Genomic DNA, 26,165 nt, shown 5'->3' with positions numbered 1-26,165 from the left:
TAGCGAGCGCCGCCTCCCCTCGTACGCCCGGGAGGCGGCGCTCACCCTTTCCAGGACCGGTTTCTCCTAGAGCCGCTCGATGATGGTGACGTTGGCCTGGCCGCCGCCCTCGCACATCGTCTGCAGGCCGTAGCGGCCGCCCGTGCGCTCCAGCTCGTGCAGCAGCTTGGTCATCAGGATCGCTCCCGTGCCGCCCAGCGGGTGGCCGAGCGCGATGGCGCCGCCGTTGGGGTTGACCTTCGAGGGGTCGGCGTCCAGCTCCTTGATCCAGGCCAGCGGCACAGGGGCGAACGCCTCGTTGATCTCCACGACGTCGATCTCGTCGATCGACATGCCCGCCTTCCGCAGCGCCCGCTGCGTGGCCGGGATCGGCGCGGTCAGCATGTAGACCGGGTCGTCGCCCATGAGCGCGAGCTGGTGGATGCGGGCCCGCGGGGTCAGGTTGTGCTCGCGTACGGCCTGCTCGGAGGCGATCAGCACGGCCCCGGAGCCGTCGGAGATCTGCGAGGAGGTGGCCGCGGTGATCTGGCCGCCCTCCTTCAGGGTCTTGAGCCCGGCCATCTTCTCCAGCGTCGTGTCGGGACGCGGGCCCTCGTCGTCCTCGACGCCGTTGATCGGGGCGATCTGGTCCTTGAAGTAGCCGTTCGCGACGGCCTTGGCGGCACGCTGGTGGGACTCGTAGGCGAACTGCTCCAGCACGTCACGCTGGAGGCCCCACTTCTCGCACATCAGCTCGGCGCCGCGGAACTGCGAGATCTCCTGCTTGCCGTAGCGCTCGACCCACTTGTCGCCGAACGGGAACGGCATGCCCTTCTCCAGCGCGGCCGTGATCGACGCACCCATCGGCACGATGCTCATCGACTCCACGCCCGCGGCCACCACCAGGTCCTGGGTGCCCGACAGGACGCCCTGGGCGGCGAAGTGGATCGACTGCTGGGACGACCCGCACTGCCGGTCGATCGTGACGCCGGCCGTCGTCTCGGGCAGCCCCGCCGACAGCCAGGCGTTGCGCGCGATGTCCATGCTCTGGGGGCCGAACTGCATGACGCACCCCATGATGACGTCCTCGACCGCCGCCGGGTCGACGCCGGTGCGGTCGATGAGCGCCTTCAGCGTGTGGGCGGCGAGGTCGGTGGGATGGACGGTGGAAAGACCGCCCTTCTTCTTGCCGACCGGGGTACGGACCGCTCCGACGATGTACGCCTCTGCCACAGTGCCTCCTGGAAACCGAGCATTATTCGGTTATTAGGGAGAGACTACAACAGAACGACGTTCTGTGGCTCGTCACTCCGGAGGCAGAAGGTCCTCCGCGGCGTCGATCCTGAACCGCCACCGGTCCACGACCAGGCCGTTCAGCGATTCTGCCAGCTCCAGCGCCAGGCTTCCGAGCTTGACGGCCTCCTCGCCGCGCAGTTCGATCGCGGTCAGCTCGGTGGCGAACGGCAGCAGCTCCCGCACCGCCGGCGGCTGCCCCTTCTGCGGCACCAGCGCGGCCCGGATGTCGCCCGACGTGTAGGTGAACTCGTCCTCACCCTGCTCCAGCAGGGGCGCCAGGTCGTCGGCGGACGGGCGTACCGGCAGGATGACGGCGGGACCGCCCTCCTCGCCGTCGGCCGGATCGCTCACCTCGCCCCGGCACACCGCGAGCCCCTTGAGCCGGAAGGCCAGCCCCTCGGCCAGGTAACGGTCGAAGAAGTCGAACGGCAGCGGCCCCTCCGCGGTGACCCGGCAGGCCCACGCCTTCTCCAGCACCCCGCCGGTCAGCTCGGCGTCGGCCTCGACCGGCGCGAACACCCGCACGTCCGCCGCCACGATGTCGTCGCCCTCGCGCCGCGCGTCGGGATCGGCCAGCCGGACGATCCGTAACAATTCGGCGAGGTCCGGTCTGGCGGGCAGGGCCGCCGTCGGGCCAGTACGCAGTTTCCGCTTCGCCAACCAGCCCATGCCCGCCTCCGCGAATCAGCTTCGATAGGAGCTCGTCATCGTCGCGTAGACGATGATGTTGTCGTTGTAGTGGCCGATGGTGCGATCGTAGGCACCACCGCAGGTGATGAGGTGGAGCTGGGCGTTCTCCCGGCTCCCGTAGACGCGCTCGGTCGGGAACGTCTTCTTGCTCGCCTGCTCCACGCCGCCGACCGTGAACACGGCGGTCGTCTTGTCCTGGCGCTTGACCTCGATGGTGTCGCCGTGCCTGAGCTCGCCGAGGCGGCTGAACACGGCGCTGCGCGTCCTGGTGTCCTTGTGCCCGAGCAGCACCGCCGGGCCCTCCTGGCCCGGCGTGGACATGTTCCGGTACCACCCGACCAGATTGGGATTGTCGGACGGCGGCACCTCGATCGTCCCGTCCTTGGCCAGCCCCACGGACTTGATCGGCGCGTTGATGCCGAGCCGCTTGATCACGATCCGGATCGGCGTCGAGGGCAGCATCGGCGGCGCCGGCGTGATCTCCGGCAGCGGCGGCGGCTGGTCCGGCGGCGCCTGGAACAACGCCTGCTGCGGCTGCCCCGACGCCTGCGTCTGCACGGCCACGGGCAGGGCGTCCCTGTCCATGCCGTACTCCTCGGGCGACTGCAGCACGATCAGCATGCCCGCCACGACCGTGACGACCCCGGCGATGGCCGCGCCGATCAGCACGGTCCTGAGCGCGGTGCTCCCCCGGTCCCGCGGCGGCGGGCCGCCGTACGGATACTGCCCGGCCACGCCGCTCAGCCCCTGCCCGCGGTACGCCGGCGCAGCACCAGCCCACCGGCCGCCGCGGCCGCGATCAGGACGGTGCCGGTGAGGACGAACAGCCGCCCGTCGGGCCCCGCCTCACCACCGGCTCCCGTGTCGGCCCCCGCCTTGGGCGTCTTGGACTTGTTGGGCGGGGTGACGGTCACGGTCGCGGTGCTGGTCTTGGTCGGCTTGGGGGTGGGGGTCGGCGTGGGAGTGGGCGTGGGGGTCGGCGTGGGCGACGGGCTCGTCCCCGTGCCGACCACCACCTGGAAGGTGAAGTTCTTGAGGCCGGTCGTGGGGGCCGTGCACTTGATCGTGCTGCCGGTGGTCGCCGTGGCCGAGGTGCCGAGGACCAGGTCGCCGGGGACGAGCGTCACCTGGCCGGTCGTGGTGGGCTTGACCTTGACGGTGACGCTGGGCAGCGTGATGTCCTGTCCGACGACGACCCCGGTCAGCGGGGCCTCGGCCGCCGCGGGCTGGGTGACGCCCGCGCCGGTCGCCTTCACGTTGAGGAAGTACTTGCCGCCGGTCGTGGGGAAGCCGGTGGGGGCCTTCAGCTTGTCGAGGCTGCTGCTCTCGACGGTGCTGGTCCACGTGATGCTGGCTTCCTCGTTCGTCTTGGCGTTGGTGGGCAGGGTGGGGGTGAGCTTGATGTCCACGTCGGCCGGGTAGGCCGGGTCGTTGATCGTCGTGTCCACCAGATCACACTTGTACGCGACCACCTCAGTCCCGGTCCCACCGCCGCCGCCGGTCTGGACCGGGATCGAGATGCTGGCCGGAGAGGTCGACCCATAGGTGCAGGTCGTCGTGTCCTGGCCGATCTTGATGCTCAGCAGCGGCGTCGTCCCGGTCGCCGTCGCGAGCGGCGTGAGGACGAGGTTTCCGCCCGTCGTCGCGGTCACGCTGACCGACGCCGACATCTTCGGAGGTGTGTAGGACCCGCCCATGGCGACCGCCGTGGTCGTGCCCGTGCTGGTGCCCTTGAGCGCGGCGGGCGTCCCTCCGGTCACCGTGAGGTCGCCGCCGCCGGCGGTGACGGTCTCCCCGGCGGTCAGGGCCTTCGACACCGGGATCGCCGGGAACGTCCAGTCGATCGTCGTCGACTTGGCCGGTTCCACCGACGCCGGAGGCGTGATCGTCACGATCACGGGGCCGGTCTGGAGGGCGCCACCGGAGCAGTTGTAGGTGATCTTCAGGGGTTCTACCACCGCGGCCTGAGCCGGTGAGGACAGACCGGCCACCGAACCGGCGACGACGGTGACCGTGCCCATCAATCCCAAGGCGGAGGTCTTGTGGGCGAGGCGGCGCCACGCCTGGGACGTAAGCACGGGTCCATCTCCGTTTCAGCGCAGTGTCAACAGTCGTGCCAGAATTCCAGCCGATGGTCACGGTTCGGTTGAGATCCTACGAACTGTCCCTGTCAACTTCCCGTAAAACCCAAAATTCGCCCCAAAAACCCCATCAGCCCTTCTTCTTCGACAACGTCGCGTACACCACGATGTTGTCCGTGTAGCTGTGCGCTTGCTTGTTGAAGACGCCGCCACACGTGATCAGCCGGAGCTGCGAATCCTTGGTGTTCCCGTACACCCGGGACGTCGGGAACGCCGACTTGCTGACCTGCTCGATCCCGCTCACGGTGAACCGGGTGACCTTACCGTCCGACCGGTACACGTAGATCTGGTCGCCCTTGGCCAGCTCGCGCAGGCGGTCAAAGACGGCGGGGCCCTTGCGGGTGCTGACGTGGCCGTTGATGATCGCGGGCCCGAGCTCGCCCGGCACCGGCGAGAAGCGGTACCAGCCGGTCTGGTTCGGCTTGGTCAGCGGAGGCGTGCCCAGGTTGCCCTTGATGTCCACGGTGACGCCGCCGATGGGCGCGTTCACCTTGATCTTGGGGATCTTGATCCGGCTGGGCTTCGCCTTGGCCTTGGCGGCCTTCGTCCTGGCCTTGGGGATCGGCGGCACGGTCGGGGCCGCGGCCAGCGGCGGCGGCGCGTCCGGCCGGGCCGGGGTCAGCGTCGCGCCCTTGCCGCCCGGTCCCACGGTCGCGGGCAGCACGAACGCGCCCGCGTTCTCGATCTGCACGGCGGTCGGCCGGTCGGCGGCGGCCAGCGTGCCGGAGCCGTCGTCCACCTTGGGCGCCACGGAGAGCAGGCCCACCATGATCGCACCGACGCCGGCCAGCGAACCGGCGATCAGCAACCCGGGCATCGCCCGCTGCATCGGAGTCTTCTGCTCGGCCATCACTTCGTTCCTCCCGCGTGCGCGGCCCGGCGGCGGCGCAGGGCGAGCCCGCCGCCCGCGCTGCCCATGAGCAACATCGCCCCACTGGCCATCAGCCCGTACGGCCGGTCCGGCTCGTCGGGCGCCTCACCGGTGTCCACCCCGCCCTTGGGGACCTTGGCCACCTGCGCCCTGACGTACGTGGTCGCCGTCGGGCCGGTCGCGGTGGGCGTGGCCGTGCTCGTGCTCGTCCCCGTGACCGCCGGCACCACGACCACGTGCCCGAGCCCGTTGGTCGGGGTGGGCTGGGAGTGGTGGCGCGTGGGGGTGCTGGTGGCGGTGGACGTGCCGGTGCCGGTCGGGGTGAGCGTCGGCGTGGGGCTCGTGGTGGGGGTCTTCGACGGGTCGGGGGTCTGGCTGTTGGTCGGTCCTGACTTGTCCCGTACGGTCACCGTCACCGAGACCGGGCCACCGACGAGCTTGCACTTCGCGCCGTGGTAGCCCGTCGGGATCTTGGCGGTGTTGGTGGACACCTTGAACGCGTCGAGCCAGGCAGGCTTGCTGGAGGCGTTCACGATCCTGATGGTGTGCTTGCCGTACTTCAGCTCCGGCGACTTCCAGATCGTGAAGCCACCGTCGAGGTCGTCGTTGACGGGTAGGTCGTCGTCGGAGCGCGAGGGGTCCTCCGTGGCCACCTTGCCGCCGTCGATGTAGATGTCCACCGGGCCGGCGTCCTTGTCATGCGGCCCGATGTACTCCACGCCGGTGCCCGTGAAGCTCAGCTCGGCCCAGGCGCCGAGGTCGTTGGTCTCGTGCAGGTCGTTGTGCACGTGGTTCTCGGAGCCCGGACGGTCGTCGATCGAGCTCCAGCCGGGGCCGTAGTTGATCTTCATGTCGGTCGGGTTGTCGGTCTCGTTGCCGTCGTTGGCGACGACCGTGCCGTCCGGCGGGGTGAAGTCGAGCTCGATGTCCTTCGGCGTGACCTTGATGGTCCCGACCTTGTCGATCAGGCCGGGGTCGTTCAGGGACTCGGGCAGCGACAGCTCGCCGTCGGGGCGCAGCTTGCCCTTCTGCTCGACCGAGCCCTTCGGCTGCAGGATGCCCTGCCAGCTGCTGGTCAACTCGACGTTGCCGGTGGCGTGCACATTGGCGCCCGGAGCGAAGTAGCCGGGCGACTGGAGCCGTCCATGGTCGGCGTAGTCGAGCTTCCAGGTGAAGTTGAGCGGGTCGCCGACCACCAGGTCGGTGGCGAAGGTGAGATGGGTGTTCAGGCGTACCGGCCCGTGCCGCACGATGCTGTCGGCCCCGGAGGGAACGCATTCGTACTGCACGTCCAGGTCGGCCGGTGCGGCCGAGGCCGGGACGCCGGGCAACGCGACGACCCCGACGGCCGCCAACGATGCGATCGACGCGGCGAGCAACGACTTGCGCCACCGACTCACGGGACACTCCGATCATCACAAATAGACCGAGGGTAGATCTTAGAGTCGAAAACACCCGCAACGCAGGCGGTTTCCCCCAAGTTCCAGCACTTGTGATGAAGCCGTGTCCCCTGTCGTGTCCCCCGCCGCCTCCCCCGGCGCGAAAGCGGGTATACCTCCGGGTAACAGAATCGTATTCTGTCGTGCACGACACCTGCTTGGAGGCGAATCGATGCAGCGAGACCTCTTCGACGAGGAGCACCTGCTCTTCAGGGAAACCGTGCGCGAGTTCATGGCCCGCGAGGTCGTGCCGCACCACGGCCAGTGGGAGAAGGACGGCATCGTGCCCCGCGAGGTCTGGAAGAAGGCCGGCGAGATCGGCATGTTCGGCTTCGGCGTCCCCGAGGAGTACGGCGGATCCGGCATCACCGACTTCCGCTACAACGCCGTGATCGTCGAGGAGATCATCAGGAGCGGCGCCTCCGGCCTCGGCTTCTCGCTGCACAACGACGTCATGGCCCCGTACGTCGTCGAGCTCACCGACGACGAGCAGAAGCAGCGCTGGCTGCCCGGCTTCGCCTCCGGCGAGCTCATCACCGCGATCGCGATGACCGAGCCGGGCGCCGGCAGCGACCTGCAGGGCATCAGGACCACCGCCGTCCGCGAGGGCGACCATTACGTGGTCAACGGCCAGAAGACGTTCATCACGAACGGCGTCAACGCCGACCTCGTGGTCGTGGTCGCCAAGACCGACCCGGAGGCGGGGGCCAGGGGCACGACGCTGATCGTGGTCGAGCGCGGCATGGAGGGCTTCAACCGCGGCCGGAACCTGGACAAGGTCGGCATGAAGGCCCAGGACACCGCCGAGCTGTTCTTCGAGAACGTACGCGTGCCCGTCACCAACCGCCTCGGCCCGAACGAGGGCGAGGGCTTCTTCCACCTGATGAACAACCTGCCCCAGGAACGCCTGTCGATCGCCGTGGCGGCCGTGGCCGCGGCGGAGGCGGTGCTGGAGCAGACGATCGAGTACTGCAAGACCCGCCAGGCGTTCGGCCGCAACCTCGGTTCGTTCCAGAACACCCGCTTCGTCCTGGCCGAGCTGGCGACCGAGACGGAGATCGCCCGCCACTACGTGGACAAGTGCATCCTGGCGCTCAACGCCCGGCAGCTCACCGTCGTGGACGCGGCCAAGGCCAAGTGGTGGACGACCGAGCTGCAGAACAAGGTCATCGACCGCTGCCTCCAGCTCCACGGCGGCTACGGCTACATGATGGAGTACCCGGTCGCCAAGGCGTGGCTGGACAGCCGCGTCCAGACCATCTACGGCGGCACCACCGAGATCATGAAGGAGATCATCGGCCGGTCCTTCGGATTCTGACGGCAGGCGCGCGCCCGGCCGGGCCGCGCCGCATACTGTCAGCATGGACGGCGGCCTGATCCTCCTCGTTTTCCTGGCATTACTGTTCGCCTGGGGGCTCAACCGCGTGCGCCGGGCGTTCCGGCTCGGCCCCGTCGGCTACGCGGGCGTGATGATCGTGTTCATCATCGCCATGCTGCTCGTCTGGGGCCAGACCATGCGCTGAGGCCGGGAAAGCTCACCCCGGCATCCCCTGCACGAACCGGGTCAGCAGCCGGGCGAACTCGGCCCGTTCGGCCGCCGACCAGTCGGCCGTGGCCGACGCGAAGGCCGCCTGCCGGGCCTGCCGGGCCTGTGCGAGCGCGGCGGCGCCCGCCTCGGTCAGCACCAGCCACGCCCGCCGCCCGTCGGCCTGGTCGGCCTCCCGCCGGACCAGCCCCGCCGTCACGGCGGCCGTCACGAGCCGGCTCGCCCGCGGCTGGTCGACGTTGAGCGCCTCGGCGACCGCCGACACGGTGAGCCGCCCACCGGCGCCCTCGATCACGTCGAGCACCTCGAACTCGGGGCCCGCCGCGCCGTGCTGCCGGGCCAGCGCCCGCCTGCTCTGCCTGCGCCTGATCGCGACCATCGCCCGTTCGATCTCGGCGATTTCCTTGTCTTCATACATATAGTTGCTATCGTACATGCATGGACAGACCTATCGGATATTGGGTGAAGCACCTCGACAACCTGCTGGAGAACGCGATGGGTCAGGCCCTGGCCGCGTACGGCGCCTCGCGCAGGGAGTGGCAGCTTCTCCACGCCACCGCCCAAGGGGAGAACGCCGTCGCGCTCGCGCCGTTCGAGGGGGTGGAGGAGGCCGTACAGAGCCTGACGTCGAGGGGATGGCTCGCGGACGGGCGGCTGACCGACGAGGGCAGGGCCGTGCACACGGCCGTCTCCGAGCGCGTCACCCGCTTCCGGCAGCAGGTCACGCAGGGCGTGAGCCCGCAGGAGTACCAGACCGCCGTCGAGGTGCTGCGCCGCATGGCGGCCAACGCCGAACGCTAGGAGGCCGCCCGGTCGGCCGCAAGGACGACCCGGGCCACCAGCTCCGGATCATCGCTCATCGGCACGTGCCCGCAGCCCCTGAGCAGCTTGACCCGCTGCCCCGACCAGCGCGCCGCGCGCACGGCCTGGCGGCGCGGCAGCAACCGGTCGCGCTCGCCCCAGGCGATCGTGATGGGCGTCTTCGGCGGGGCGGGCGGCATCAGCCCGCCGAACGACTCCAGCGTCTCGTCGAAGCCGGCCGCCCCCGCCAGCGCCTGCGTGGCCGCGACCAGCCCGGCGGGGTCGAGGCGGCTCGGACGGGCCACCAGCACCCCGCTGGACACGGCCCGCATGAACGGGTTGCCGGCCGCCCTGACCGCCTGCTCCGACGACATCGCCCGCGCCGAGTTCCGCAGGGCCTTCAGCGTCGTCTGGCAGTAGAGCAGCTCGGAGCGCGACCAGAAGCCGGCCGGCGACAGCGCGGTCGCCTCGCGCACGACGCCGCGCGAGGCCAGTTCGAGCGCGATGTAGCCGCCGAGCGAGTTGCCCACCACGTGCGGCTCCCGGATGCCGAGCAGCGCGCAGAACGACTCGACCGCGTCGGCCAGCGACTCCGCGGTGTACGGGATGCCCGCGGGCAGCCGCGGCGACACCCCGAAACCGGGCAGGTCGACGGCGATCACCGTGTGGTCGGCGGCCAGCCGGTCCATCACCGGCAACCATGCCTGCCAGTGGTGTCCGATGCCGTGGACGAGGATCAGCGGCTCGCCGGTGCCCCGGCGTTCGAAGGCCAGCTCCATGCGGCCCAGTGAACCACTCACCTGCTCCGGGTGGGAATCTCGAACCAGACCGCTTTGCCTTCCCTGGTGGGACGGGATCCCCAGCGCTTGGCGAGCTGGTCGACCAGGTAGAGGCCGCGGCCGCCTTCGTCGTTCTCCCCGGCGCTGCGGATGCGGGGCAGGCGGAGGTCCTGGTCGAACACCTCGACCCAGACCGACTCCTCGCCCCTGCGCAGCCTCAGCGTGAACTCCTTGTCGCCGACCGGCTCCTCCTCGAAGCCCGGCATGTCCCAGGACTCCTCGAACGGCAGCGGCGGCCCCTCGACGACCAGCTCCCGGCGCGGGGAGTTGGCGGTGGAGGCGTGCAGCACCACGTTGGTGACGACCTCGGAGACCAGCAGGCAGGCCAGCTCGGCGCGTTCCTCGGGCACGTTCCAGCCGGAGAAGGCCTCGGAGGCCATGCGGCGCGCCTCGCCGACCATGATCGGCTGGGCCGGGAAGGTGCGCTCCTCGACGTCGAGGTCGACGTCGCTGGAGCGGACGACCAGGATCGCCATGTCGTCGTCGATCTCGCCGGGCACCGCGATCGTGGCGGCGTCGGCGATGCGCTCGACGTCGGCGTCGGCCATCTTGGCGAGCTTCTCGCACAGCACGCCGAGCGTCTCCTCCTCGCTCGGCATCCGCCCGTCGCGGCCCGGACGCCGGTCGACCAGGCCGTCGGTGTAGAGCAGCAGCGCCGCGCCCGGCGGGAGGGTGCGGGTCTCCTCCTTGTAGACCAGGTCGGCGTGCAGGCCCTTGGCCCGGACGCCGAGCGGCTGGCCGACCTCCTCGATGTCCATCTCCAGGCACTGGCCGTCGACCACCAGCAGCGGCGGCGCGTGCCCGGCGTTGGCGAAGGAGAGCTGGCGGGACCAGGCGTCGTAGACGAGGTACTGGCAGGTGACGATGGGCGGGATGCTGACGTCGGCGCCGTTGTCGTCCTGCTCGGGGGTGGCGATGATGCGGGTCCACTCGTCGAGCCTGGCCAGGATGTCGGCGGGTGACTTGTCGTCCTGCGCGAAGGCCCGCAGCGCCGCCCGCAGCTGGCCCATGATGGCCGCGGCCTTGGCGCCCCTGCCCTCGACGTCGCCGATCACGATGCCGACGCGGCCGGCCGAGAGCGGGATCACGTCGTACCAGTCGCCGCCGACCTGGGTCTGGATGCCCTGGCCGTGGGAGGCGAGCGGGGCCGCCGGGTAGTAGCGCACCGCGATGTCGAGGCCGTCGAGCTGGGGCAGCGCCCTGGGCAGCAGGTGTTTCTGGAACGACTCTGCGGTGTGGCGCTCCTCCTCGAACAGCAGCGCGTTGTCGATCGCGAGGGCCACGCGGGTGGCGATGGCGCCCACGAAGTCGCGGTCGAAGGCGTCGTAGTGGGGGCTGCGCCGGTCGGTCAGGTTGGACAGGCCGAGGTACATCAGGCCCAGCGTCTCGCCGCGCACCAGCAGGGGGGCGACGATGGCCGAGGTCATGCCGATCTCGCTGGCCAGCCGCGCGCTGCCCTCGTGGGGCGACGGGTAGCTGGTGGTGGAGAAGTCTTCGACCAGGATGGTCTCCTGGCGGCGCAGCGCGGTGTCGGCGTAGTGGCCGGAGGGGTAGCGGATCTCCGCGCCCACCGGCTTCCACGTGCCCGCGGGCGGGGTCCAGCCCTGGACGTGCTCCGAGACCCGGCGGACCAGCCGGTCGCCCTCCATGAGCTCGATGAAGCAGTGGTCGGCGAACTGCGGCACGAGCATCTCGGCCACCCGCTTGAGCGTCTCCTCGACGTAGAGGGAGCCGGCCAGCCGCTCGCCGATGCGTTCGAGGAGCCCGAAACGGTCTTTCTCGCGTTCGTTGCTGCGCAGGGCCTCGCGGGCCAGGATGACGATGCCGGTGACCGAGCCGGACGGGTGGCGCAGCGGCACGGCCTGGGCGCGGACGTAGACGATCGTGCCGTCGCCGCGCCTGACGTCGAACGTGCCCTCCCACACGCCGCCCTTGAGCACGTGCTTGGCCAGCTCGACGGCCATCGGGTGGTCCTTCTCCATGATCCCGAGGGACAGGACGGACGCGTCACGCGCCGGCGCGTTGCCGGGCCGGCCGAACAGCTGCTCGGCGAAGGGATTCCAGTAGAGGAGATTGCTGAAGCGGTCTGTCACGACCACTGCCATCTCGGCATGGTCCAGAACGGACCCGGCACCAAGGTGATCAGCCGTTTCTTGTGACAGATCCCCCCATCGCTTCATCCGGAGACCACTCCTTGGGGTGGCTTGTGCGCACAGCGGACCACGGGTGCTCCTGCAACTGTCTTGGCCAGGGGAGAGTGGAGGGCCTCCCAAGAGGGATTCAACCAAGTGGCTGCGCGCGCGTCAGCGCTTGGAGACAAAAACGTGCGCGGCAACGTCACGCGGAAGCTCCGCGGGAGTGTCGTTCGCGTCACCGTCACCTGTCACCCGCACACCGTCGTCGCTCGCCGCGAGCGTCACCTCGCGTCCGGGTTGTATCCCAACTTGCTTGAGTTTAAGCATCACAGCAGGATCGCTTTGCACTTGTTCGCTGATCCGGCGCACCACGACCGGAATGTCACGCGGCCCGGCGGCCTCGGACATCGAGGTCAGGACGTTGGCCGCGCCGTCGGGCACCTCCTGCGCCCCCAGCTCGGCCAGCCCCGGGATGGGGTTTCCGTGCGGGCAGACCGTGGGGTTGTCGAGCAGCGTCACCAGCCGCGCCTCGACCGACTCGGACATGACGTGCTCCCACCGGCACGCCTCGATGTGCACCTCTTCCCAAGGAAGGCCGATGACCTGGGTGAGCAGGCATTCGGCCAGGCGGTGCTTGCGCATCACGCGCGTTGCCAGCGTGCGGCCCAGGTCGGTCATCGACAGGTGCCGGTCGCCCTCGACGCGGACGAGGCCGTCGCGCTCCATGCGGGCGACGGTCTGGCTCACGGTGGGGCCGCTCTGCTGGAGGCGCTCCGCGATGCGGGCGCGAAGGGGGACGATGCCCTCCTCTTCGAGCTCGTAAATCGTGCGGAGATACATCTCCGTCGTGTCGATCAGGCCGTGTGCGGTCAAGGCTCCTCCCAACTGAAATGCTACGCCGGTCGTGGCGGGGACTGAGCCCGTCCGCTACGGGCACAGAAGTCATCAGGAACCCTATTGGGAGAACGACCGACGATGGTTAAGGACGGCAACAACGGAGCGGCCGAGTTCCTTCCCGACCGGCGCGACCTCGGCTCCCTGCGGACGGCGGCCGCCCGCTGCGAAGGCTGCGACCTGTACGCCAAGGCCACCCAGACGGTGTTCGGCGAGGGGCCGGAACAGGCCCGTTTCATGCTGGTGGGCGAGCAGCCAGGGGATCGCGAGGACATCGAGGGACATCCGTTCGTGGGCCCCTCCGGACGTGTGCTGGATCGGGGGCTGGAAGAAGCGGGAATCGACCGGGACGCGGTTTATTTGACAAACGCTGTCAAACATTTCTCCTTCACTCCCAGGGGGAAGAGAAGGATTCATCAGAAACCGACGGTCGCCGAGATCGAGGCGTGCCGGCCGTGGCTCGGCGCGGAGCTGGAGCTGGTGCGTCCCGACGTGGTCGTGGTGCTCGGCGCGACGGCGGCCAGGTCTCTGCTGGGCAGGGCGTTCCGGCTGACCGAGCACAGAGGCGAGCCGGTGCCGCTCGGCGACGCGCTCGCGGTGGCCACGATCCACCCCTCGGCGGTGCTGCGCGCGCCCGACAGGGACGCGGCCTACGCGGGCTTCGTCTCCGACCTCAAGGCGGCGGCGCGGGTGTCGGAGCGGTAATTGCGGAACCCGGCCACCGACAGGCCGACGACGAGCACGGTGACCGCGCACGCCAGCCCCCCGCCCACCCAGGCGCCGGTGAGCCCGAAGGCGGTCGCGGTCGCACCGGCGCGCAGGTCGCCGAGGCGCGGGCCGCCCGCCACGACCACCATGAACACGCCCTGCATCCGCCCGCGCATCTCGTCGGGGGCGTAGAGCTGCAGGATCGACTGCCGCCACACCGACGAGATCACGTCGGCCACGCCGCCGACCGCCATGAACGCCACGACGAGCCACAGCTCGCGCACCAGCCCCGCGGCCGCGACGGCGAGCCCCCACATGGCGATGGCCAGCACGAGCGCGACGCCCTGCCGCGAGATCCGGCCCACCCAGCCGGAGAACAGCGCGCCGGCGACCGAGCCGATCGCCATGGCGGAGGTCACCCAGCCGAGCGCGGTCATCGAGCCGCCGAACCGATCGGCGGCCAGCTCGGGGTAGAGGGCGCGCGGCATGGCGAACACCATCGCGATGATGTCCACGACGAACGACATCAGCAGCACCGGGCTCCTGGCGATGAAGCTGAGGCCCTCCCAGACCGCCCGGGCTCCCGGACGTGTCACCTCGCCCAGCGGGGGCAGGGCGGGCAGCCTGAGGGCCGCGTAGAGGCCGCCGCTGAACAGCAGGGCGTCCACCGTGTAGGCGGCGGCGTAGTTGGGGTGGTCGCCGCCGGTGGCCAGCAGCACGCCGCCGAGCATCGGGCCGACGACCGCGCCGAGGCTGTAGACCAGCGAGTTGAGCGCGTTGGCGGCCGGCACCAGCTCGGGGTCGAGGATGCGCGGGATCACCGAGCCCCTGGTCGGGCCGGTGATCGCGAACCCGGTGGCGTTGACCGCCGTCGCCGCGAAGATCAGATACACGTTGCCCAGCCCGAGCAGGGCCTGCGCCAGGATGACCAGGGTGGCCGCCCAGGTGATGAGCGAGCCGATGACGAGCAGCCTGCGCCGGTCGAAGGCGTCGGCGACGGCCCCGCCCCACAGCCCGAAGACCAGCAGCGGGACGAGGTTGGCCATGCCGAGCAGCCCCACCCAGAGCGAGGAATGGGTCAGGTCGTAGACCTGCTGGCCGACCGCCACGACGGTGACGGCGACGCCCACGTTCGAGACGGCCTGGCCGGACCAGATCCGCCGGTACGCGGGCACGGCCAGCGGCCTTGTGTCCACAAGATGACGTTTGACCAGTTCCCCGAATGCCACCTAAGGCAATTTATGGTGCAAGTCTCTCCAAAGCCCAACCGGGTCGGGTGCGCCGGTAGCGCAGCCTGTCGTGCATCCGGTCGAGCTGTCCCTGCCAGAACTCCACCTCGGTCGGCGTCACCCGGAAGCCGCCCCAGAAGTCGGGCACCGGCGGATCCTCCGGCCAGCGGGCGGACAGCTCCTCGTAGCGCTCGTCGAGCTCCTCGCGCGAGCGCACGACCGCCGACTGGCGCGAGGCCCAGGCCCCGATGCGGGAGCCGTACGGGCGGGAGTTGTAGTAGTCGGCCGACTCCTGGTGGGAGATGCGGGCGACGGTGCCCTCGATGCGGATCTGGCGGCGGATAGCGTGCCAGGGGAACAGCAGCGAGGCGCGTCCGTTCTCGGCCAGGTCGCGGCCTTTGCGGGACTCGTAGTTGGTGTAGAAGACGAAGCCGTTCTCGTCGTAGCCCTTGAGCAGGACCGTCCTGGCGCTCGGCCGGCCGCCCGCGGAGGCGGTGGCGAGGACCATGGCGTTCGGTTCGGGCAGGCCGGCTTCGAGCGCGTCCTGGAACCAGACGGTGAACTGCGCGACGGGGTCGGACGCGAGGTCGGTCTCGAGCAACGGCTCGCCCTCGTACGTTCGGCGTAGCGCCGCCAGCAGGGGCGGGCGCGGGGTGGCATCCACGAGACGGTATTCTTGCGCGCTCATGTGGCAGATCCCACGCTAGGGCGCGGTTCGGCGGCCTGACGCAGGTCGCGGGACACGTGCCCACAGCAGGCTCCCTACCAGCGGGTTTGACGTTTCGGCGGGTCCCGAGACCGACCATGACCTGGGAGGGGGTTAAATTGACCCGCCGGTATCTCGACATCAAGGCATTGCCGTTACATGGCAAGAAAGGGAGGCGGCCGAGCATGTCCGACTTCAAACCCGGCCTCGAAGGCGTCGTAGCTTTCGAGACCGAGATCGCGGAACCGGACAAAGAAGGGGGCGCCCTTCGATACCGGGGCGTCGACATCGAGGAGCTGGTCGGCCGTGTCCCGTTCGGGCACGTTTGGGGCCTGCTGGTCGACAACAAGTTCCAGCCGGGCCTGCCCCCGGCGGAGCCGTACCCCATCCCTGTCCACTCCGGTGACATCCGTGTAGACGTGCAGAGCGCGCTGGCCATGCTGGCTCCGGCCTATGGCTTCAAGCCCCTGCTCGACATCAGTGACGAGGAGGCCCGCGACCAGCTGGCGCGCGCCTCCGTGATGGCACTCTCCTTCGTCGCGCAGTCCGCGCGCGGCCTCGGCCTGCCGATGGTGCCGCAGAGCCGGGTCGACGAGGCGAAGACCATCGTCGAACGCTTCATGATCCGCTGGCGCGGTGAGCCTGATCCCAAGCACGTCAAGGCCATCGACGCCTACTGGACCTCGGCCGCCGAGCACGGCATGAACGCGTCCACCTTCACCGCCCGCGTCATCGCCTCCACCGGCGCCGACGTGGCCGCGGCGCTCTCTGGCGCCGTGGGCGCGATGTCGGGCCCGCTGCACGGCGGCGCCCCCGCCCGCGTGCTCCACATGATCGAAGGCGTGGAGCAGCTCGGCGACGCCAAGAAGTACGTCCAGAGCGAGCTCGACAAGGGCAACAGGCTCATGGGCTTCGGCCACCGCGTCTACCGCGCGGAGGACCCGCGCGCCCGCGTGCTGCGCCGCACCGCCAAGGAGCTCGACGCGCCCCGCTACGAGGTCGCGGCGGCGCTGGAGCAGGCCGCCCTGGAGGAGCTGCACGCCCGCAAGCCCGACCGGGTGCTCGCCACGAACGTCGAGTACTGGGCGGCCGTGGTGCTGGACTTCGCCGAGGTGCCCTCGCACATGTTCACCTCGATGTTCACCTGCGCCCGCACGGCCGGCTGGGCCGCGCACATCCTGGAGCAGAAGCTCACGGGCCGGCTGGTGCGTCCGAGCGCCAACTACATCGGCCCGGCCTCGCGCCCGCTCAGCGACGTCCCCGGCGCCTCCGAGGTCGCCGGCACGATCTGACACGTTTTCGCCCGTGTCATGAACGGCCCGCCCGCTCAAGGGCGGGCCGTTTCGCGTCTCATTCGGCGGACCCGTGCGACGTCACCCGGACGGCCTCAGTACGCTTGGCACGTGGCTGACATCGTGATTCCCGCTGACATCAAGCCCGCCGACGGCCGCTTCGGCTGCGGGCCCTCGAAGGTGCGCACCGAGCAACTGGCCGCGCTCGCCGCGTCCGGCGCGAGCCTCATGGGCACCTCGCACCGCCAGAAGCCGGTCAAGAACCTGGTCGGCCGCGTGCGCTCCGGGCTCGCCGACCTGTTCTCGCTGCCCGAGGGCTACCAGGTCGTGCTGGGCAACGGCGGCACCACCGCGTTCTGGGACATCGCGGCCTTCGGGCTGATCAGGGAGAAGTCCCAGCACCTGGCGTTCGGCGAGTTCTCCTCGAAGTTCGCCGCCGTCGCCAAGAAGGCGCCGTGGCTGGCCGACCCGAGCGTGATCAAGTCCGACGTCGGCACCTACCCCACCGCGGCCGCCGAGGACGGCGTCGACGTCTACGCCCTCACCCACAACGAGACCTCGACCGGTGTCGCCATGCCGATCTCCCGCGTGGGCGGCGACGACTCGCTGGTGCTGGTCGACGCCACCTCCGGCGCGGGCGGCCTGCCGGTCGACATCGCCGAGACCGACGTCTACTACTTCGCCCCGCAGAAGAGCTTCGCCTCCGACGGCGGCCTGTGGATCGCCATCATGTCGCCGCGCGCCCTGGCCAGGGTCGAGGAGATCGCCGCCTCGGGCCGGTACGTCCCCGAGTTCTTCAGCCTGCCGATCGCGATCGACAACTCCGGCAAGGACCAGACCTACAACACGCCCGCCGTGGCCACGCTGTTCCTGCTGGCCGACCAGCTCGACTGGATGAACGGCAACGGCGGCCTGGCCTGGACCACCGCCCGCACCGCCGAGTCCAGCCAGCGCCTGTACACCTGGGCCGAGAAGTCGTCCTACGCCACGCCGTTCGCCGCCCCGCAGTTCCGCTCGCAGGTGGTCGGCACGATCGACTTCACCGACGACGTCGACGCCGCCGAGGTGGCCAAGGTGCTGCGCGCCAACGGCATCGTCGACACCGAGCCCTACCGCAAGCTGGGCCGCAACCAGCTCCGCATCGCGATGTTCCCGGCCATCGAGCCGTCCGACGTCGAGGCGCTGACGGTCTGCGTCGACCACGTGGTCGAGCGCCTCTAGCCCGTCGCGCGCCGGCCCGTCCGGCGGGCCAGCTCGTCCAGGAGCGCCAGGGCGTCCTCCTCCTCGACGCTCTGCGCGAACCTCGTCAGCACCGGCAGCCTGTCGGTGCTGACCGCGAGGGCCTCCAGCATCAGGCGGCTGACGTGCTCGGCCCTCGAGCAGGCGGCCGCGTAGCGGAAGGCGTTGCGCGCGGGCGTGCGCACCAGCAGGCCCTTGCGCACCAGCCGCTCGGCGACGGTCTGCACGGTCGTGTACGCGAGGTCGCGGTCCTCGTTGAGCCTGTCCAGGAGCTCCCGCACGCGCATGGCCTTGCCGGCATCCCACAGCACGTTCATGATCGCGCGTTCCAGGGATCCCAGGTTCGCCAACTCACCAGTCCTCCGGCTCGATCAGTAGGAAACATTCTTGCCCGAACAGCCCCCGATCGGCCAGGGGCGAGCGCTGCCCCGCAGCCTCGGCTACCTCATGTTCGCCAGCCGCTGGCTGCAGGTCCCGCTCTACCTGGGCCTCATCGTGGCCCAGGCGGTGTACGTCTGGCAGTTCATGACCGAGCTGTGGCACCTGCTCAGCAGCGTCTTCCTGCACCCGGCGGCCGGCGACGGCACGTCGGCCGAGGTCGTCGTCATGCTCACGGTCCTGGCGCTGATCGACGTCGTGATGATCTCCAACCTGCTGATCATGGTGATCATCGGCGGTTACGAGACGTTCGTCTCGCGCATCAACCTCAACGACCATCCCGACGAGCCCGAATGGCTCTCCCACGTCAACGCCAACGTGCTGAAGGTCAAGCTGGCCACGGCCATCGTGGGCATCTCGTCGGTGCACCTGCTGCAGACGTTCATCCGGGCGCGTGACGTGCCCAACGACAAGATCATGTGGCAGACGATCATCCACCTGGCGTTCGTGGCCTCGGCGATCGGCCTGGCGCTCATCGACCGCATGCTCTCCAGCTCGCCGGCCGAGCACACCAAGCCGCACCTGTAGGGCTCAGAAGCGGGCCGGCAGCGTTCGCCTGCGCGGCAGCACCCCGGCGGCCACCACGCCGCCCACGAGCCCGAACAGGTGGCCCTGCCACGAGATGCCCTGCTGGTTGGGGAGCAGGCCCCACAGGATCGAGTAGTAGGCCACGCCCACGCCGATGCCGATCAGGATGTCCACCAGGCGGCGGTCGAACAGGCCCCGGGCCAGCACGAAGCCGAAGTAGCCGAAGACCAGGCCGCTCGCGCCGATCGTGATCACGCCAGGGCTGGACACCCACGTGCCCAGGCCGCCGATCAGCACGATCACCAATGTGGCCCACAGGAACCTGCGGATGTCGCGCACCGCCGCCAGGAAGCCCAGCACCAGCAGCGGCAGCGAGTTGGCCATGAGATGGCCGAAGCCGCCGTGCAGGAACGGCGCGAAGAAGATGCCCACCAGGCCGTCGGCGTCCCAGCCCGCGATGCCGTAGGAGTCGAGCGCGCCGCCCATCACGTAGTCGACGCCCTCCAGGACCCACATCACGGCGAGCATGGACCCGAGAATGACGATCGCCTTGATCGCGTTCGACAGGAAGGTGCCGGCGCCGCGCTTGGCCGACTCGAACCTGGAACCCGAATAGTCGCTCATGCGCTCTCCTGGTGGTCGTCTTCTCCCTTTACCGTACGCAGGAAAGCTCACGCACGCGCGTTGACGCGGCCCCTTCCGGTCGTGCGGAAGGGGCCGGCGTACGGGTGAGGGTTACTCGCCCTTCCACTGGGGGGCGCGCTTCTCGGCGAAGGCCGCCGCGCCCTCCATGGCGTCCTTGGAGCCGAACACCGGGTTGATGATCGCGCCCTGCTTCTTGAACATCTCCTCCAGGGGCCAGTCCTGGGACTCGATGATCACCTTCTTGGTCGCCGCGAGCGCCAGGGGGGCGTTGGCGGCGATCTTGCGGGCCAGCTCCAGCGCGCCCTCCAGGGCGGCCCCCGGCTCGGTGATCCGGTTGACCAGGCCCAGCTCGTACAGGCGGGAGGCGGGGTAGTGGTCGCCGGTCAGGGCGATCTCCATGGCCACGTGGTACGGGATCCGCCGCGGCAGCCGCATGATCCCGCCCGCGCCCGCCACCAGCCCGCGCTTCGGCTCGGGCAGCCCGAACGTGGACTCCGACGAGGCCACGATGACGTCGCACGACAGGGCCAGCTCGAAGCCGCCCGCCAGCGCGTACCCCTCGACCGCGGCCACCAGCGGCTTCTTGGGCGGCGCCTCGGCGATGCCGCCGAAGCCGCGGCCCTCGACCACCGGGAAGTCCCCGGACAGGAACCCCTTGAGGTCCATGCCCGCGCAGAACGTGCCCCCTGCGCCGGTCAGCACGTACGCCGAGATCTCGGCGCGAGCGTCGAAGGTGTCCAGCGCCTCGGCGATCCCCCGGGCCACCGCACCGTTGATCGCGTTACGCGCCTTCGGCCGGTTGATGGTGATGACCGCGACGTTGCCGGACTCCTCGACGAGCACTTCGTCAGACACGGGACCTCACTTGGGCTGGAAGCGGATGCCGCCGTCGAAGCGCACGACCTCGGCGTTCATGTAGTCGTTCTGGACGAGCGAGTGCACCAGGTGGGCGAACTCGTCGGCCCGGCCCATGCGCTTGGGGAAGACCACGGGGGCCACGAGCTTGGCCTTGAACTCCTCGGCGTTGCCGGAGAAGCCGTAGATGGGGGTGTCGATGATGCCGGGGCAGACCGTGTTCACGCGTACGCCGATGGCCGCCAGGTCGCGTGCGGCGGGGACCGTCATGCCCACGATGCCGCCCTTGGAGGCCGAGTAGGCGAGCTGGCCCGTCTGGCCCTCCAGGGCGGCGACGGAGGCCGTGTTGATGACCACGCCGCGCTGGCCGTCGGCGTCGACCGGCTCGGTGGCGGCGATGGCCGCCGCGGCGATGCGCATGAGGTTGAAGGTGCCGATCAGGTTGACCTCGATCACCTTGCGGTACGTGGCCGGGTTGTGCGGCTTGCCCTCGCGGTTGACCGTGCGCTCGGCCCAGCCGATGCCCGCGCTGTTGACCACGACGCGCAGCGGCTTGCCCGTGGCCACGGCCGCGTCGACGGCCGCCTGCACCTGCTCGTCGTCCGACACGTCCGTCCTGACGAAGACGCCGCCGAGCTCGTCGGCGACGGCCTTGCCGCGCTCCTCGTTGAGGTCGGCGATGACCACGGTGGCGCCCGCGCGGGCGAGCTCGCGGGCCGTCGCCTCACCGAGGCCGCTGGCACCGCCGGAGATGATTGCTGCAGATCCGTTGACGTCCATATCCCGGACCTTAACGCGCCAACCGAATGAAGTTCTACTCGGGGCGGGTTAAATCTCCCCCACGGCGCTGTCGACGTCGGAGTACACCTTGATCCGCCGGTCGAGCCCCGTGGTCCGCAGGATGCGCGCCACGGGCGCCTGGGGTGCGGCGAGGGACACCCCGCCTCCCTCTCCCGTGGCCAGCCGCCAGGCCTCGATCAGCACCGACAGACCGCTGGAGTCCATGAACGACAGCTGCTGCAGGTCGAGCACGAGCCTGGCGCTGTCCTGCTTGATGGCGTCGCGGACCTCGTCGCGGAGGAACGGTGCGGTGAACAGATCGAGCTCTCCCTCAACAGCCACCACCACGGCGTCACCCAGGGCGTGTCGCGCAAGCCGCAGCTTCATTTGGCCCCTCCTCGATGAGCCACTGTACTTCGACATCCCCGGATAGCGGGCATGCACAAACTACGAAGAGCCGGATACAGAAGGACTAGAGCGGACGAATCATGCGCTAGACGCGGCGCTGAGGGTTCCTACCCAGCCGGCCGCCCGGCCCGCGACCTGGGCACCAGGTTGCTCACCCGGCCGGGACGGCGAAGCCGTAGGGGAGCTCCAGGCGGTGCCCGGCCAGCAGTTCGGCGTCGGCCAGCAGCTCGCGTGTGGGCCCGTCGGCGGCGATCACGCCTCCCGAGAGGATCAGCGAGCGCTCGCACAACTCCAGCGCGTACGGCAGGTCGTGGGTGACCATGAGCACGGTCACGTCCAGCGAACGCAGGATCTCGGCCAGCTCCCTGCGCGCGGCCGGGTCGAGGTTGGAGGAGGGCTCGTCGAGCACCAGGATCTCCGGCCGCATCGCCAGCACCGTGGCCACCGCCACCCGGCGCCGCTGCCCGAACGACAGGTGGTGCGGCGGCCGGTCGGCGGCCTCCAGCATGCCGACCCGGTCGAGCGCGTCGCGGACCACCCGGTCGAGCTCCGCGCCCTTGAGACCGGCGTTGGCCGGGCCGAAGGCGACGTCGTCCCTGACCGTGGGCATGAAGAGCTGGTCGTCGGGGTCCTGGAAGACCAGGCCGACGCGCTGCCTGATCTCCTTGAGCGTGTCCTTGCGCACCGGGACGCCGCCCACGGCCACGCTGCCGTGCCCGGCGGCGAGGATGCCGTTGAGATGCATGACGAGGGTCGTCTTGCCGGCGCCGTTGGGGCCGAGCAGCGCCACCCGCTCACCGCGGCCGATCGCCAGGTTCACGCCGAACAGCGCCTGAGTGCCGTCGGGGTAGGCGTAGGCCAGGTCACTGACCTCCAGAGAGTTCACCATGAGAGCCCCAGAACCGCGAGTGCCACGACGGGCAGGACGAGCGCCGCCGCCCACTGCCCGATGGATGCCGAAATATCTTGAATTATCGGCATCCGTCCAGCGTAGCCGCGACTCAGCATCGCCAGATGCACCCGCTCGCCCCGCTCGTACGAACGGATGAACAGCGCCCCGGCCGAACGCGCGATCACCGGGATCTGGCGGAAGTTGCGCGCCTCGAACCCGCGCGACTCGCGCGCCACCCGCATCCGCCGCATCTCCTCCACGATCACGTCCATGTACCTGAGCATGAACATGGCGATCTGCACCAGCAGGCTCGGCAGCCGCAGCCGCTGCGCCCCGACGAGGATGACCCGCGGCTCGGTGGTGGCCGCGAGCAGGATCGAGGCGATCACCCCGAGCGTGGCCTTGACCAGGATGTTCCAGGCCGCCCACAACCCCTGCACGCTCAGCGAGACCCCGAGCACCGTCGTGCGCTCGCCCATCCCGATCACCGGGATCAGGAACGCGAACAACACGAACGGCAGCTCGATCACCATCCGCCGCAGCACGTGGCCGACCGGCACCCGCGCGGCCAGCGCGACGCCCCCGAGCAGCGCCGCGTAGACCGCGAACGCCCAGAAGCGCTCCCGCGGTGTGGCCACCACGACGACGGCGAAGGCGAAGACGGCGAGCAGCTTGCACTGCGGCGGCAGCCGGTGGACGGGGGAGTCACCCGGCAGGTAGAGATCGTGCCGATGCCCCGCGCCCACCGTCACTCACCGTCTCTCACAGATCAGACCCCCACGTTCGTACGGCTGCGCGCGGCGAACGCCACGGCACCGGCGATGAGCAGCACGAGCCCGACGCCGACGATCCCGGCCACGCCGACCGGGATGCCGCCCACGTCACCGTAGTCGGCCAGCGCCCACGACCCGAACGCATGGTCGGCCGCCTGGCCGCTGAAGCCCTTGTTCTCGGCCACGGCCTCCAGCCCGTCGGGGTCGGAGGCGGCGAAGAAGGACACCACGCCGGCCAGCACCAGGGTCAGCCCGATCCCGCCCAGCAGGAACGGCTTGAGCGCGCCCGGCCGGGCCGCCGGCGCCGGCTCGCCCACGGTCGTGGTGGCGCCTTCGGCCCCCTTGAGCACCAGCGGCTTGGCCAGCCCGCGGGCGCCGTACACCAGATCGGGCCGTACGGCCAGCACGGCGGCGACGGTGGTGGCGGTGATCAGCGCCTCGCCGATGCCGATCAGCACGTGCACGCCGCCCATGGCCGCGGCCACGGCCGACACCTCGATGGGCGCGGTGCCGCCGATCCAGAACAGCACGGAGAACACCAGCGCCGAGGCCGGTACGGAGACCAGCGCCCCGAGGAACGCCCCGAGCGTCACCCCGCCCCGGCCCCTGGCCATCGCGGTGACCAGCCGGAAGACGCCCCAGCCGACCAGCACGGTGACGATGCCCATGATGGTGATGTTGATGCCCAGCGCGGTCAGCCCGCCGTCGGCGAAGAACACGGCCTGCACCAGCAGCACCACAGCCATGCAGAGCACGCCTGTGTAGGGCCCCACGAGTATCGCCGCCAGCGCGCCGCCCAGCAGGTGGCCGCTGGTGCCCGCCGCGACGGGGAAGTTCAGCATCTGGACCGCGAAGATGAAGGCCGCCACGAGCCCCGCCATGGGCGCGGTGCGGTCGTCCAGCTCCCGGCGGGCGCCCCGCAGGCAGACCGCTACCCCGGCGGCCGCCACCGCTCCGGCGGAGACGGATGTAGCTGCGTTGAAGAAGCCATCGGGTACGTGCACGGCAACGCCTCCAGAAGGACGAACAAATCCTCCTCACTTTAGAGCATTGCCTTGCACCTGCACATAGGTGGCAATTACTGAAGGATCCTCCTGAGGATCGTTCGCGGCGTCAGCCGGTGCACGACCGTGCTCAGCCGCCCCTTCCCCGAGGTCGCGTACGGCCGCACGCTGCGCAGCAACGCCGCGCCCCGCCACCTGCGCGGACCGGCGACCGTGTCGGCGTCGGTCTCGATCCTGAACAGCGCGGGCGGCCCGCCCAGGTCGAGCTCCAGGTAGGCGTCCCAGGTGCCGGGCGGGAGCCGGCCCACCGCCGGCCTGGCCGCGAACCCGCCCCCGGGCAGCGCCGTCACGCGCTCGGCGCGCTCGCGGCCGGTGCGCCGTTCGCGCCAGACGATCTGCCTGATCGCCGCGCACTCGGGGACCTCTCCGGCCACGCTGACCTCGCCCTGCACGACGAGCCGGTGGCCCAGCCCCCACCTGGTCCGCTCCAGCCGGACGGTGCCGGGCACGGCGACGACATGGCCGCCGACGTCGATGCTCAGGTTGCCGTTGTCCCTGGTGAAGTACGGCAGGGTCACCACGCCGCCGATCAGGCGGGGCTGCGGCCGGGTGACGCCGTTGTCGCGGTCGGCGCCCAGCCTGCCGTGGCGCACCACCCCCTCCAGCTCGACCGCCACCCGCAGGTCCCAGACGCCGGAGGCGAGCGCGGCGGCCTCCACCCGGGCGGTGAACTCCGCGCCCTGCCGCTCGGCCGGGACGACGAACTCGCCGTGCGGGTCGTTGCGGGCGCGCAGCACCAGGGCCACGCCGTCGTCCTGGCTGATGCCCTCCAGCCCGGCCGTGCCGCTCACCACCAGGTGATCGTCCTCCCAGCGCAGCCCGGTCAGCCGCCGCCGCACGGTGGCGCTCTCGATGCGGGCCAGCCGGACCAGGCGGTCGACGTCGCCGAGCGCGGCCACGCGCTGCTTGTCGATGGTGTTCAGCCGGGCGTGCACGCCCGGGGTGAACCACTCGTCGCACAGCGCGGCGACCTCCTGGGCGATCTCCTTGCGGCGCACGTCGTCGCTCTCCAGGAACACCGCGCCGAGCTGGGCGAAGGCGTCGAGCCTGAAGTGCCGGCGCAGCAGGTGGTCGCGCAGCGGGCCGGGCTCGACGTGCCGGGCCATGAGCCGGATGGGCCGCCGGATCATGGTCAGCCAGGCGATCGGGTCCCGGCTGCCGGCCTGCTGCATGATGCTGCTGCCGTCGGACCTGGAGACCAGGTGGTAGCAGTCGTGGTCGGCGACCACCGAGATCACGCCGGCGTGGCAGTAGGCGTGCACGGTGAACATGATGTCCTCGCCGACCAGCATGTCCTCGGCGAAGCGGATGCCGTGCCGCTCGACCATCTCCCGTCTGAACAGCTTGAAGCAGCTCAGGCTGTTGTAGACGTTGCTGTCGGCGAGGGTCAGGCGCTCGGCGTTCTGCTGGAACATCGAGGCGGGGGCCCGCCTGCCGTGGCCCACGATCTTGCCGAGCACGATGTCGGAGCCGTTCCTGTCGGCCATGGCGACCATGCGTTCCAGCGCCTCGGGGCCGAGGTGGTCGTCGGCGTCGCAGAAGAAGACGTACCGGCCGGTGGCGTGGGCGAGGCCGACGTTGCGCGGCCGGCCGGCGCCGCCCGACCCCTCGATGTGCACGACCTTGACGCTGGACTGGTGGTAGGCGGCGTAGAGGTCGAGGAGCTCGGCGCCGCCGTCGGTGGAGCCGTCGTCGACGACGATGATCTCCTTCTTCACCCGCTGCACGAGCGCCGAGGTGAGACACCTGTCCAGATAGGGACGGCAGTTGTGCACCGGGATGACGACGCTGACGTCGACCGTCTCGTCGTTGTTACCCGCCGCCGACATCGCCACCACTGCCGTCACCTCGGAGTCACGTTGCGCCGCCATGTCGTTTCAGTATGTGACGAACGCCCGTCGCCGCGGGGCCCGATCGACCGTCTTCGAGTCACCTATTTGCCGACCCCGGCGATTCGTTGCATTCCTCGGATAGACC

General features: G+C 70.2%; 28 protein-coding genes. 7 read left to right on the top strand and 21 right to left on the bottom strand.

Annotated elements, in window-relative coordinates; genetic code table 11:
• Positions 1-66 precede the first annotated feature (66 nt).
• From ABZ459_RS08060 to ABZ459_RS08035, 6 genes are all read right to left on the bottom strand, one after another.
• Positions 67-1,212 (bottom strand): acetyl-CoA C-acetyltransferase, encoded by a 1,146-nt coding sequence (locus ABZ459_RS08060; protein ID WP_357967347.1) that lies wholly within the window; start codon positions 1,210-1,212, stop codon positions 67-69.
• 72 nt (positions 1,213-1,284) lie between these two features.
• Entirely contained in the window at positions 1,285-1,944 is a 660-nt protein-coding gene (locus ABZ459_RS08055) for a hypothetical protein (RefSeq protein WP_357967345.1), read from the bottom strand.
• A gap of 15 nt (positions 1,945-1,959) precedes the next feature.
• The gene (locus ABZ459_RS08050; protein WP_357967343.1) at positions 1,960-2,700 is read right to left on the bottom strand and encodes a class F sortase; all 741 of its coding nucleotides are present in this window, start codon (positions 2,698-2,700) and stop codon (positions 1,960-1,962) included.
• 5 nt (positions 2,701-2,705) lie between these two features.
• Positions 2,706-4,043, bottom strand: coding sequence for a hypothetical protein (locus tag ABZ459_RS08045; protein WP_357967341.1), 1,338 nt, complete (start codon positions 4,041-4,043; stop codon positions 2,706-2,708).
• Between the two features lie 133 nt (positions 4,044-4,176).
• Positions 4,177-4,956 (bottom strand): class F sortase, encoded by a 780-nt coding sequence (locus tag ABZ459_RS08040; RefSeq protein ID WP_357967338.1) that lies wholly within the window; start codon positions 4,954-4,956, stop codon positions 4,177-4,179.
• A complete protein-coding gene (locus tag ABZ459_RS08035) occupies positions 4,956-6,377 on the bottom strand; it encodes a hypothetical protein (RefSeq protein WP_357967336.1) in 1,422 nt (473 codons plus the stop codon). Before ABZ459_RS08035 ends, ABZ459_RS08040 begins: the two co-directional genes overlap by 1 nt.
• Positions 6,378-6,588: 211 nt before the next feature.
• Here ABZ459_RS08035 and ABZ459_RS08030 point away from each other — a divergent pair, with 211 nt between their 5' ends.
• Positions 6,589-7,734, top strand: a complete 1,146-nt coding sequence (locus tag ABZ459_RS08030; RefSeq protein WP_357967333.1) for an acyl-CoA dehydrogenase family protein — start codon at positions 6,589-6,591, stop codon at positions 7,732-7,734.
• A gap of 43 nt (positions 7,735-7,777) precedes the next feature.
• The gene (locus tag ABZ459_RS08025) at positions 7,778-7,939 is read left to right on the top strand and encodes a hypothetical protein (protein WP_352322270.1); all 162 of its coding nucleotides are present in this window, start codon (positions 7,778-7,780) and stop codon (positions 7,937-7,939) included.
• A gap of 12 nt (positions 7,940-7,951) precedes the next feature.
• Here the strand turns inward: ABZ459_RS08025 and ABZ459_RS08020 are convergent, their stop codons facing one another.
• On the bottom strand, positions 7,952-8,380 hold the full coding sequence (locus tag ABZ459_RS08020; RefSeq protein WP_357967331.1) for a MarR family winged helix-turn-helix transcriptional regulator: 429 nt from the start codon (positions 8,378-8,380) through the stop codon (positions 7,952-7,954).
• A gap of 20 nt (positions 8,381-8,400) precedes the next feature.
• Between ABZ459_RS08020 and ABZ459_RS08015 the strand changes: the two genes are divergently transcribed.
• A complete protein-coding gene (locus ABZ459_RS08015) occupies positions 8,401-8,763 on the top strand; it encodes a MarR family transcriptional regulator (RefSeq protein WP_357967329.1) in 363 nt (120 codons plus the stop codon).
• Here ABZ459_RS08015 and ABZ459_RS08010 read toward each other — a convergent pair.
• The 3 genes from ABZ459_RS08010 to ABZ459_RS08000 all read right to left on the bottom strand — a co-directional run bounded on the left by ABZ459_RS08010 (position 8,760) and on the right by ABZ459_RS08000 (position 12,610).
• A complete protein-coding gene (locus ABZ459_RS08010; protein WP_357967326.1) occupies positions 8,760-9,563 on the bottom strand; it encodes an alpha/beta fold hydrolase in 804 nt (267 codons plus the stop codon). The genes ABZ459_RS08015 and ABZ459_RS08010 overlap by 4 nt on opposite strands.
• The gene (locus ABZ459_RS08005; RefSeq protein ID WP_357967323.1) at positions 9,560-11,782 is read right to left on the bottom strand and encodes a SpoIIE family protein phosphatase; all 2,223 of its coding nucleotides are present in this window, start codon (positions 11,780-11,782) and stop codon (positions 9,560-9,562) included. The genes ABZ459_RS08010 and ABZ459_RS08005 overlap by 4 nt, the downstream gene beginning before the upstream one ends.
• A gap of 123 nt (positions 11,783-11,905) precedes the next feature.
• Entirely contained in the window at positions 11,906-12,610 is a 705-nt protein-coding gene (locus ABZ459_RS08000) for a metal-dependent transcriptional regulator (protein WP_357967321.1), read from the bottom strand.
• Between the two features lie 102 nt (positions 12,611-12,712).
• Here ABZ459_RS08000 and ABZ459_RS07995 point away from each other — a divergent pair, with 102 nt between their 5' ends.
• Positions 12,713-13,336 carry a UdgX family uracil-DNA binding protein gene (locus tag ABZ459_RS07995; protein WP_357967319.1) on the top strand — a complete coding sequence of 208 codons (624 nt, stop codon included), beginning with the start codon at positions 12,713-12,715 and terminating at the stop codon, positions 13,334-13,336.
• On the opposite strand, the gene ABZ459_RS07990 is transcribed toward ABZ459_RS07995, so the two are convergent.
• Positions 13,282-14,568 (bottom strand): MFS transporter, encoded by a 1,287-nt coding sequence (locus ABZ459_RS07990; protein ID WP_357967317.1) that lies wholly within the window; start codon positions 14,566-14,568, stop codon positions 13,282-13,284. The two genes, ABZ459_RS07995 and ABZ459_RS07990, sit on opposite strands and share 55 nt — an antisense overlap.
• Positions 14,569-14,578: 10 nt before the next feature.
• Positions 14,579-15,256 (bottom strand): pyridoxamine 5'-phosphate oxidase, encoded by a 678-nt coding sequence (gene pdxH, locus ABZ459_RS07985; protein ID WP_357967315.1) that lies wholly within the window; start codon positions 15,254-15,256, stop codon positions 14,579-14,581.
• 203 nt (positions 15,257-15,459) lie between these two features.
• On the opposite strand from pdxH, the gene ABZ459_RS07980 reads away from it, so the two are divergent.
• Both ABZ459_RS07980 and serC read left to right on the top strand, forming a co-directional pair.
• Entirely contained in the window at positions 15,460-16,566 is a 1,107-nt protein-coding gene (locus ABZ459_RS07980; protein ID WP_357967312.1) for a citrate synthase 2, read from the top strand.
• A gap of 111 nt (positions 16,567-16,677) precedes the next feature.
• Positions 16,678-17,787: a phosphoserine transaminase gene (gene serC / locus ABZ459_RS07975; protein ID WP_357967309.1), complete on the top strand. Its 1,110-nt coding sequence runs from the start codon at positions 16,678-16,680 to the stop codon at positions 17,785-17,787.
• Here the strand turns inward: serC and ABZ459_RS07970 are convergent.
• Positions 17,784-18,155, bottom strand: coding sequence for a BlaI/MecI/CopY family transcriptional regulator (locus tag ABZ459_RS07970; protein WP_357967307.1), 372 nt, complete (start codon positions 18,153-18,155; stop codon positions 17,784-17,786). The genes serC and ABZ459_RS07970 overlap by 4 nt on opposite strands.
• Before the next feature lie 37 nt (positions 18,156-18,192).
• Between ABZ459_RS07970 and ABZ459_RS07965 the strand changes: the two genes are divergently transcribed.
• On the top strand, positions 18,193-18,771 hold the full coding sequence (locus ABZ459_RS07965; protein ID WP_357967305.1) for a TIGR00645 family protein: 579 nt from the start codon (positions 18,193-18,195) through the stop codon (positions 18,769-18,771).
• A 3-nt stretch (positions 18,772-18,774) separates the two neighbouring features.
• Here ABZ459_RS07965 and ABZ459_RS07960 read toward each other — a convergent pair whose 3' ends face one another.
• The 8 genes from ABZ459_RS07960 to ABZ459_RS07925 form a co-directional block, all read right to left on the bottom strand.
• Complete coding sequence (locus ABZ459_RS07960; protein ID WP_357967302.1) at positions 18,775-19,395, bottom strand: rhomboid family intramembrane serine protease; 621 nt, start codon at positions 19,393-19,395, stop codon at positions 18,775-18,777.
• Between the two features lie 111 nt (positions 19,396-19,506).
• Positions 19,507-20,271, bottom strand: a complete 765-nt coding sequence (locus ABZ459_RS07955; protein ID WP_357967301.1) for a crotonase/enoyl-CoA hydratase family protein — start codon at positions 20,269-20,271, stop codon at positions 19,507-19,509.
• Between the two features lie 6 nt (positions 20,272-20,277).
• Entirely contained in the window at positions 20,278-21,051 is a 774-nt protein-coding gene (locus ABZ459_RS07950; protein WP_357967298.1) for an SDR family NAD(P)-dependent oxidoreductase, read from the bottom strand.
• Between the two features lie 48 nt (positions 21,052-21,099).
• Positions 21,100-21,438 (bottom strand): STAS domain-containing protein, encoded by a 339-nt coding sequence (locus ABZ459_RS07945; RefSeq protein ID WP_101785558.1) that lies wholly within the window; start codon positions 21,436-21,438, stop codon positions 21,100-21,102.
• 172 nt (positions 21,439-21,610) lie between these two features.
• The gene (locus ABZ459_RS07940; RefSeq protein ID WP_357967295.1) at positions 21,611-22,348 is read right to left on the bottom strand and encodes an ABC transporter ATP-binding protein; all 738 of its coding nucleotides are present in this window, start codon (positions 22,346-22,348) and stop codon (positions 21,611-21,613) included.
• The gene (gene cbiQ / locus ABZ459_RS07935) at positions 22,342-23,097 is read right to left on the bottom strand and encodes a cobalt ECF transporter T component CbiQ (protein WP_357967292.1); all 756 of its coding nucleotides are present in this window, start codon (positions 23,095-23,097) and stop codon (positions 22,342-22,344) included. Before cbiQ ends, ABZ459_RS07940 begins: the two co-directional genes overlap by 7 nt.
• Before the next feature lie 23 nt (positions 23,098-23,120).
• Positions 23,121-24,128 (bottom strand): energy-coupling factor ABC transporter permease, encoded by a 1,008-nt coding sequence (locus ABZ459_RS07930; protein ID WP_357967290.1) that lies wholly within the window; start codon positions 24,126-24,128, stop codon positions 23,121-23,123.
• A gap of 74 nt (positions 24,129-24,202) precedes the next feature.
• Entirely contained in the window at positions 24,203-26,059 is a 1,857-nt protein-coding gene (locus ABZ459_RS07925) for a glycosyltransferase family 2 protein (protein WP_357967288.1), read from the bottom strand.
• Between the last annotated feature and the right edge of the window lie 106 nt (positions 26,060-26,165).

This window comes from Nonomuraea sp. NPDC005692 (genome assembly GCF_040631115.1).
Lineage (GTDB): Bacteria > Actinomycetota > Actinomycetes > Streptosporangiales > Streptosporangiaceae > Nonomuraea.
This window is presented reverse-complemented; position numbering and strand designations above follow the sequence as displayed.

Excerpts from the sequence above, each read along its gene's own strand:
- ABZ459_RS07995 (WP_357967319.1), top strand. The coding sequence starts at position 12,713 with ATGGTTAAGGACGGCAACAACGGAGCGGCCGAGTTCCTTCCCGACCGG.
- ABZ459_RS08030 (WP_357967333.1), top strand. The coding sequence starts at position 6,589 with ATGCAGCGAGACCTCTTCGACGAGGAGCACCTGCTCTTCAGGGAAACC.
- ABZ459_RS08040 (WP_357967338.1), bottom strand. The coding sequence starts at position 4,956 with ATGGCCGAGCAGAAGACTCCGATGCAGCGGGCGATGCCCGGGTTGCTG.
- ABZ459_RS07960 (WP_357967302.1), bottom strand. The coding sequence starts at position 19,395 with ATGAGCGACTATTCGGGTTCCAGGTTCGAGTCGGCCAAGCGCGGCGCC.
- ABZ459_RS08015 (WP_357967329.1), top strand. The coding sequence starts at position 8,401 with ATGGACAGACCTATCGGATATTGGGTGAAGCACCTCGACAACCTGCTG.
- ABZ459_RS08025 (WP_352322270.1), top strand. The coding sequence starts at position 7,778 with ATGGACGGCGGCCTGATCCTCCTCGTTTTCCTGGCATTACTGTTCGCC.
- ABZ459_RS07945 (WP_101785558.1), bottom strand. The coding sequence starts at position 21,438 with ATGAAGCTGCGGCTTGCGCGACACGCCCTGGGTGACGCCGTGGTGGTG.
- pdxH (WP_357967315.1), bottom strand. The coding sequence starts at position 15,256 with ATGAGCGCGCAAGAATACCGTCTCGTGGATGCCACCCCGCGCCCGCCC.
- ABZ459_RS07950 (WP_357967298.1), bottom strand. The coding sequence starts at position 21,051 with ATGGACGTCAACGGATCTGCAGCAATCATCTCCGGCGGTGCCAGCGGC.
- ABZ459_RS08020 (WP_357967331.1), bottom strand. The coding sequence starts at position 8,380 with ATGTATGAAGACAAGGAAATCGCCGAGATCGAACGGGCGATGGTCGCG.
- ABZ459_RS07940 (WP_357967295.1), bottom strand. The coding sequence starts at position 22,348 with ATGGTGAACTCTCTGGAGGTCAGTGACCTGGCCTACGCCTACCCCGAC.
- ABZ459_RS07925 (WP_357967288.1), bottom strand. The coding sequence starts at position 26,059 with ATGGCGGCGCAACGTGACTCCGAGGTGACGGCAGTGGTGGCGATGTCG.
- ABZ459_RS08055 (WP_357967345.1), bottom strand. The coding sequence starts at position 1,944 with ATGGGCTGGTTGGCGAAGCGGAAACTGCGTACTGGCCCGACGGCGGCC.
- ABZ459_RS08005 (WP_357967323.1), bottom strand. The coding sequence starts at position 11,782 with ATGAAGCGATGGGGGGATCTGTCACAAGAAACGGCTGATCACCTTGGT.
- ABZ459_RS07980 (WP_357967312.1), top strand. The coding sequence starts at position 15,460 with ATGTCCGACTTCAAACCCGGCCTCGAAGGCGTCGTAGCTTTCGAGACC.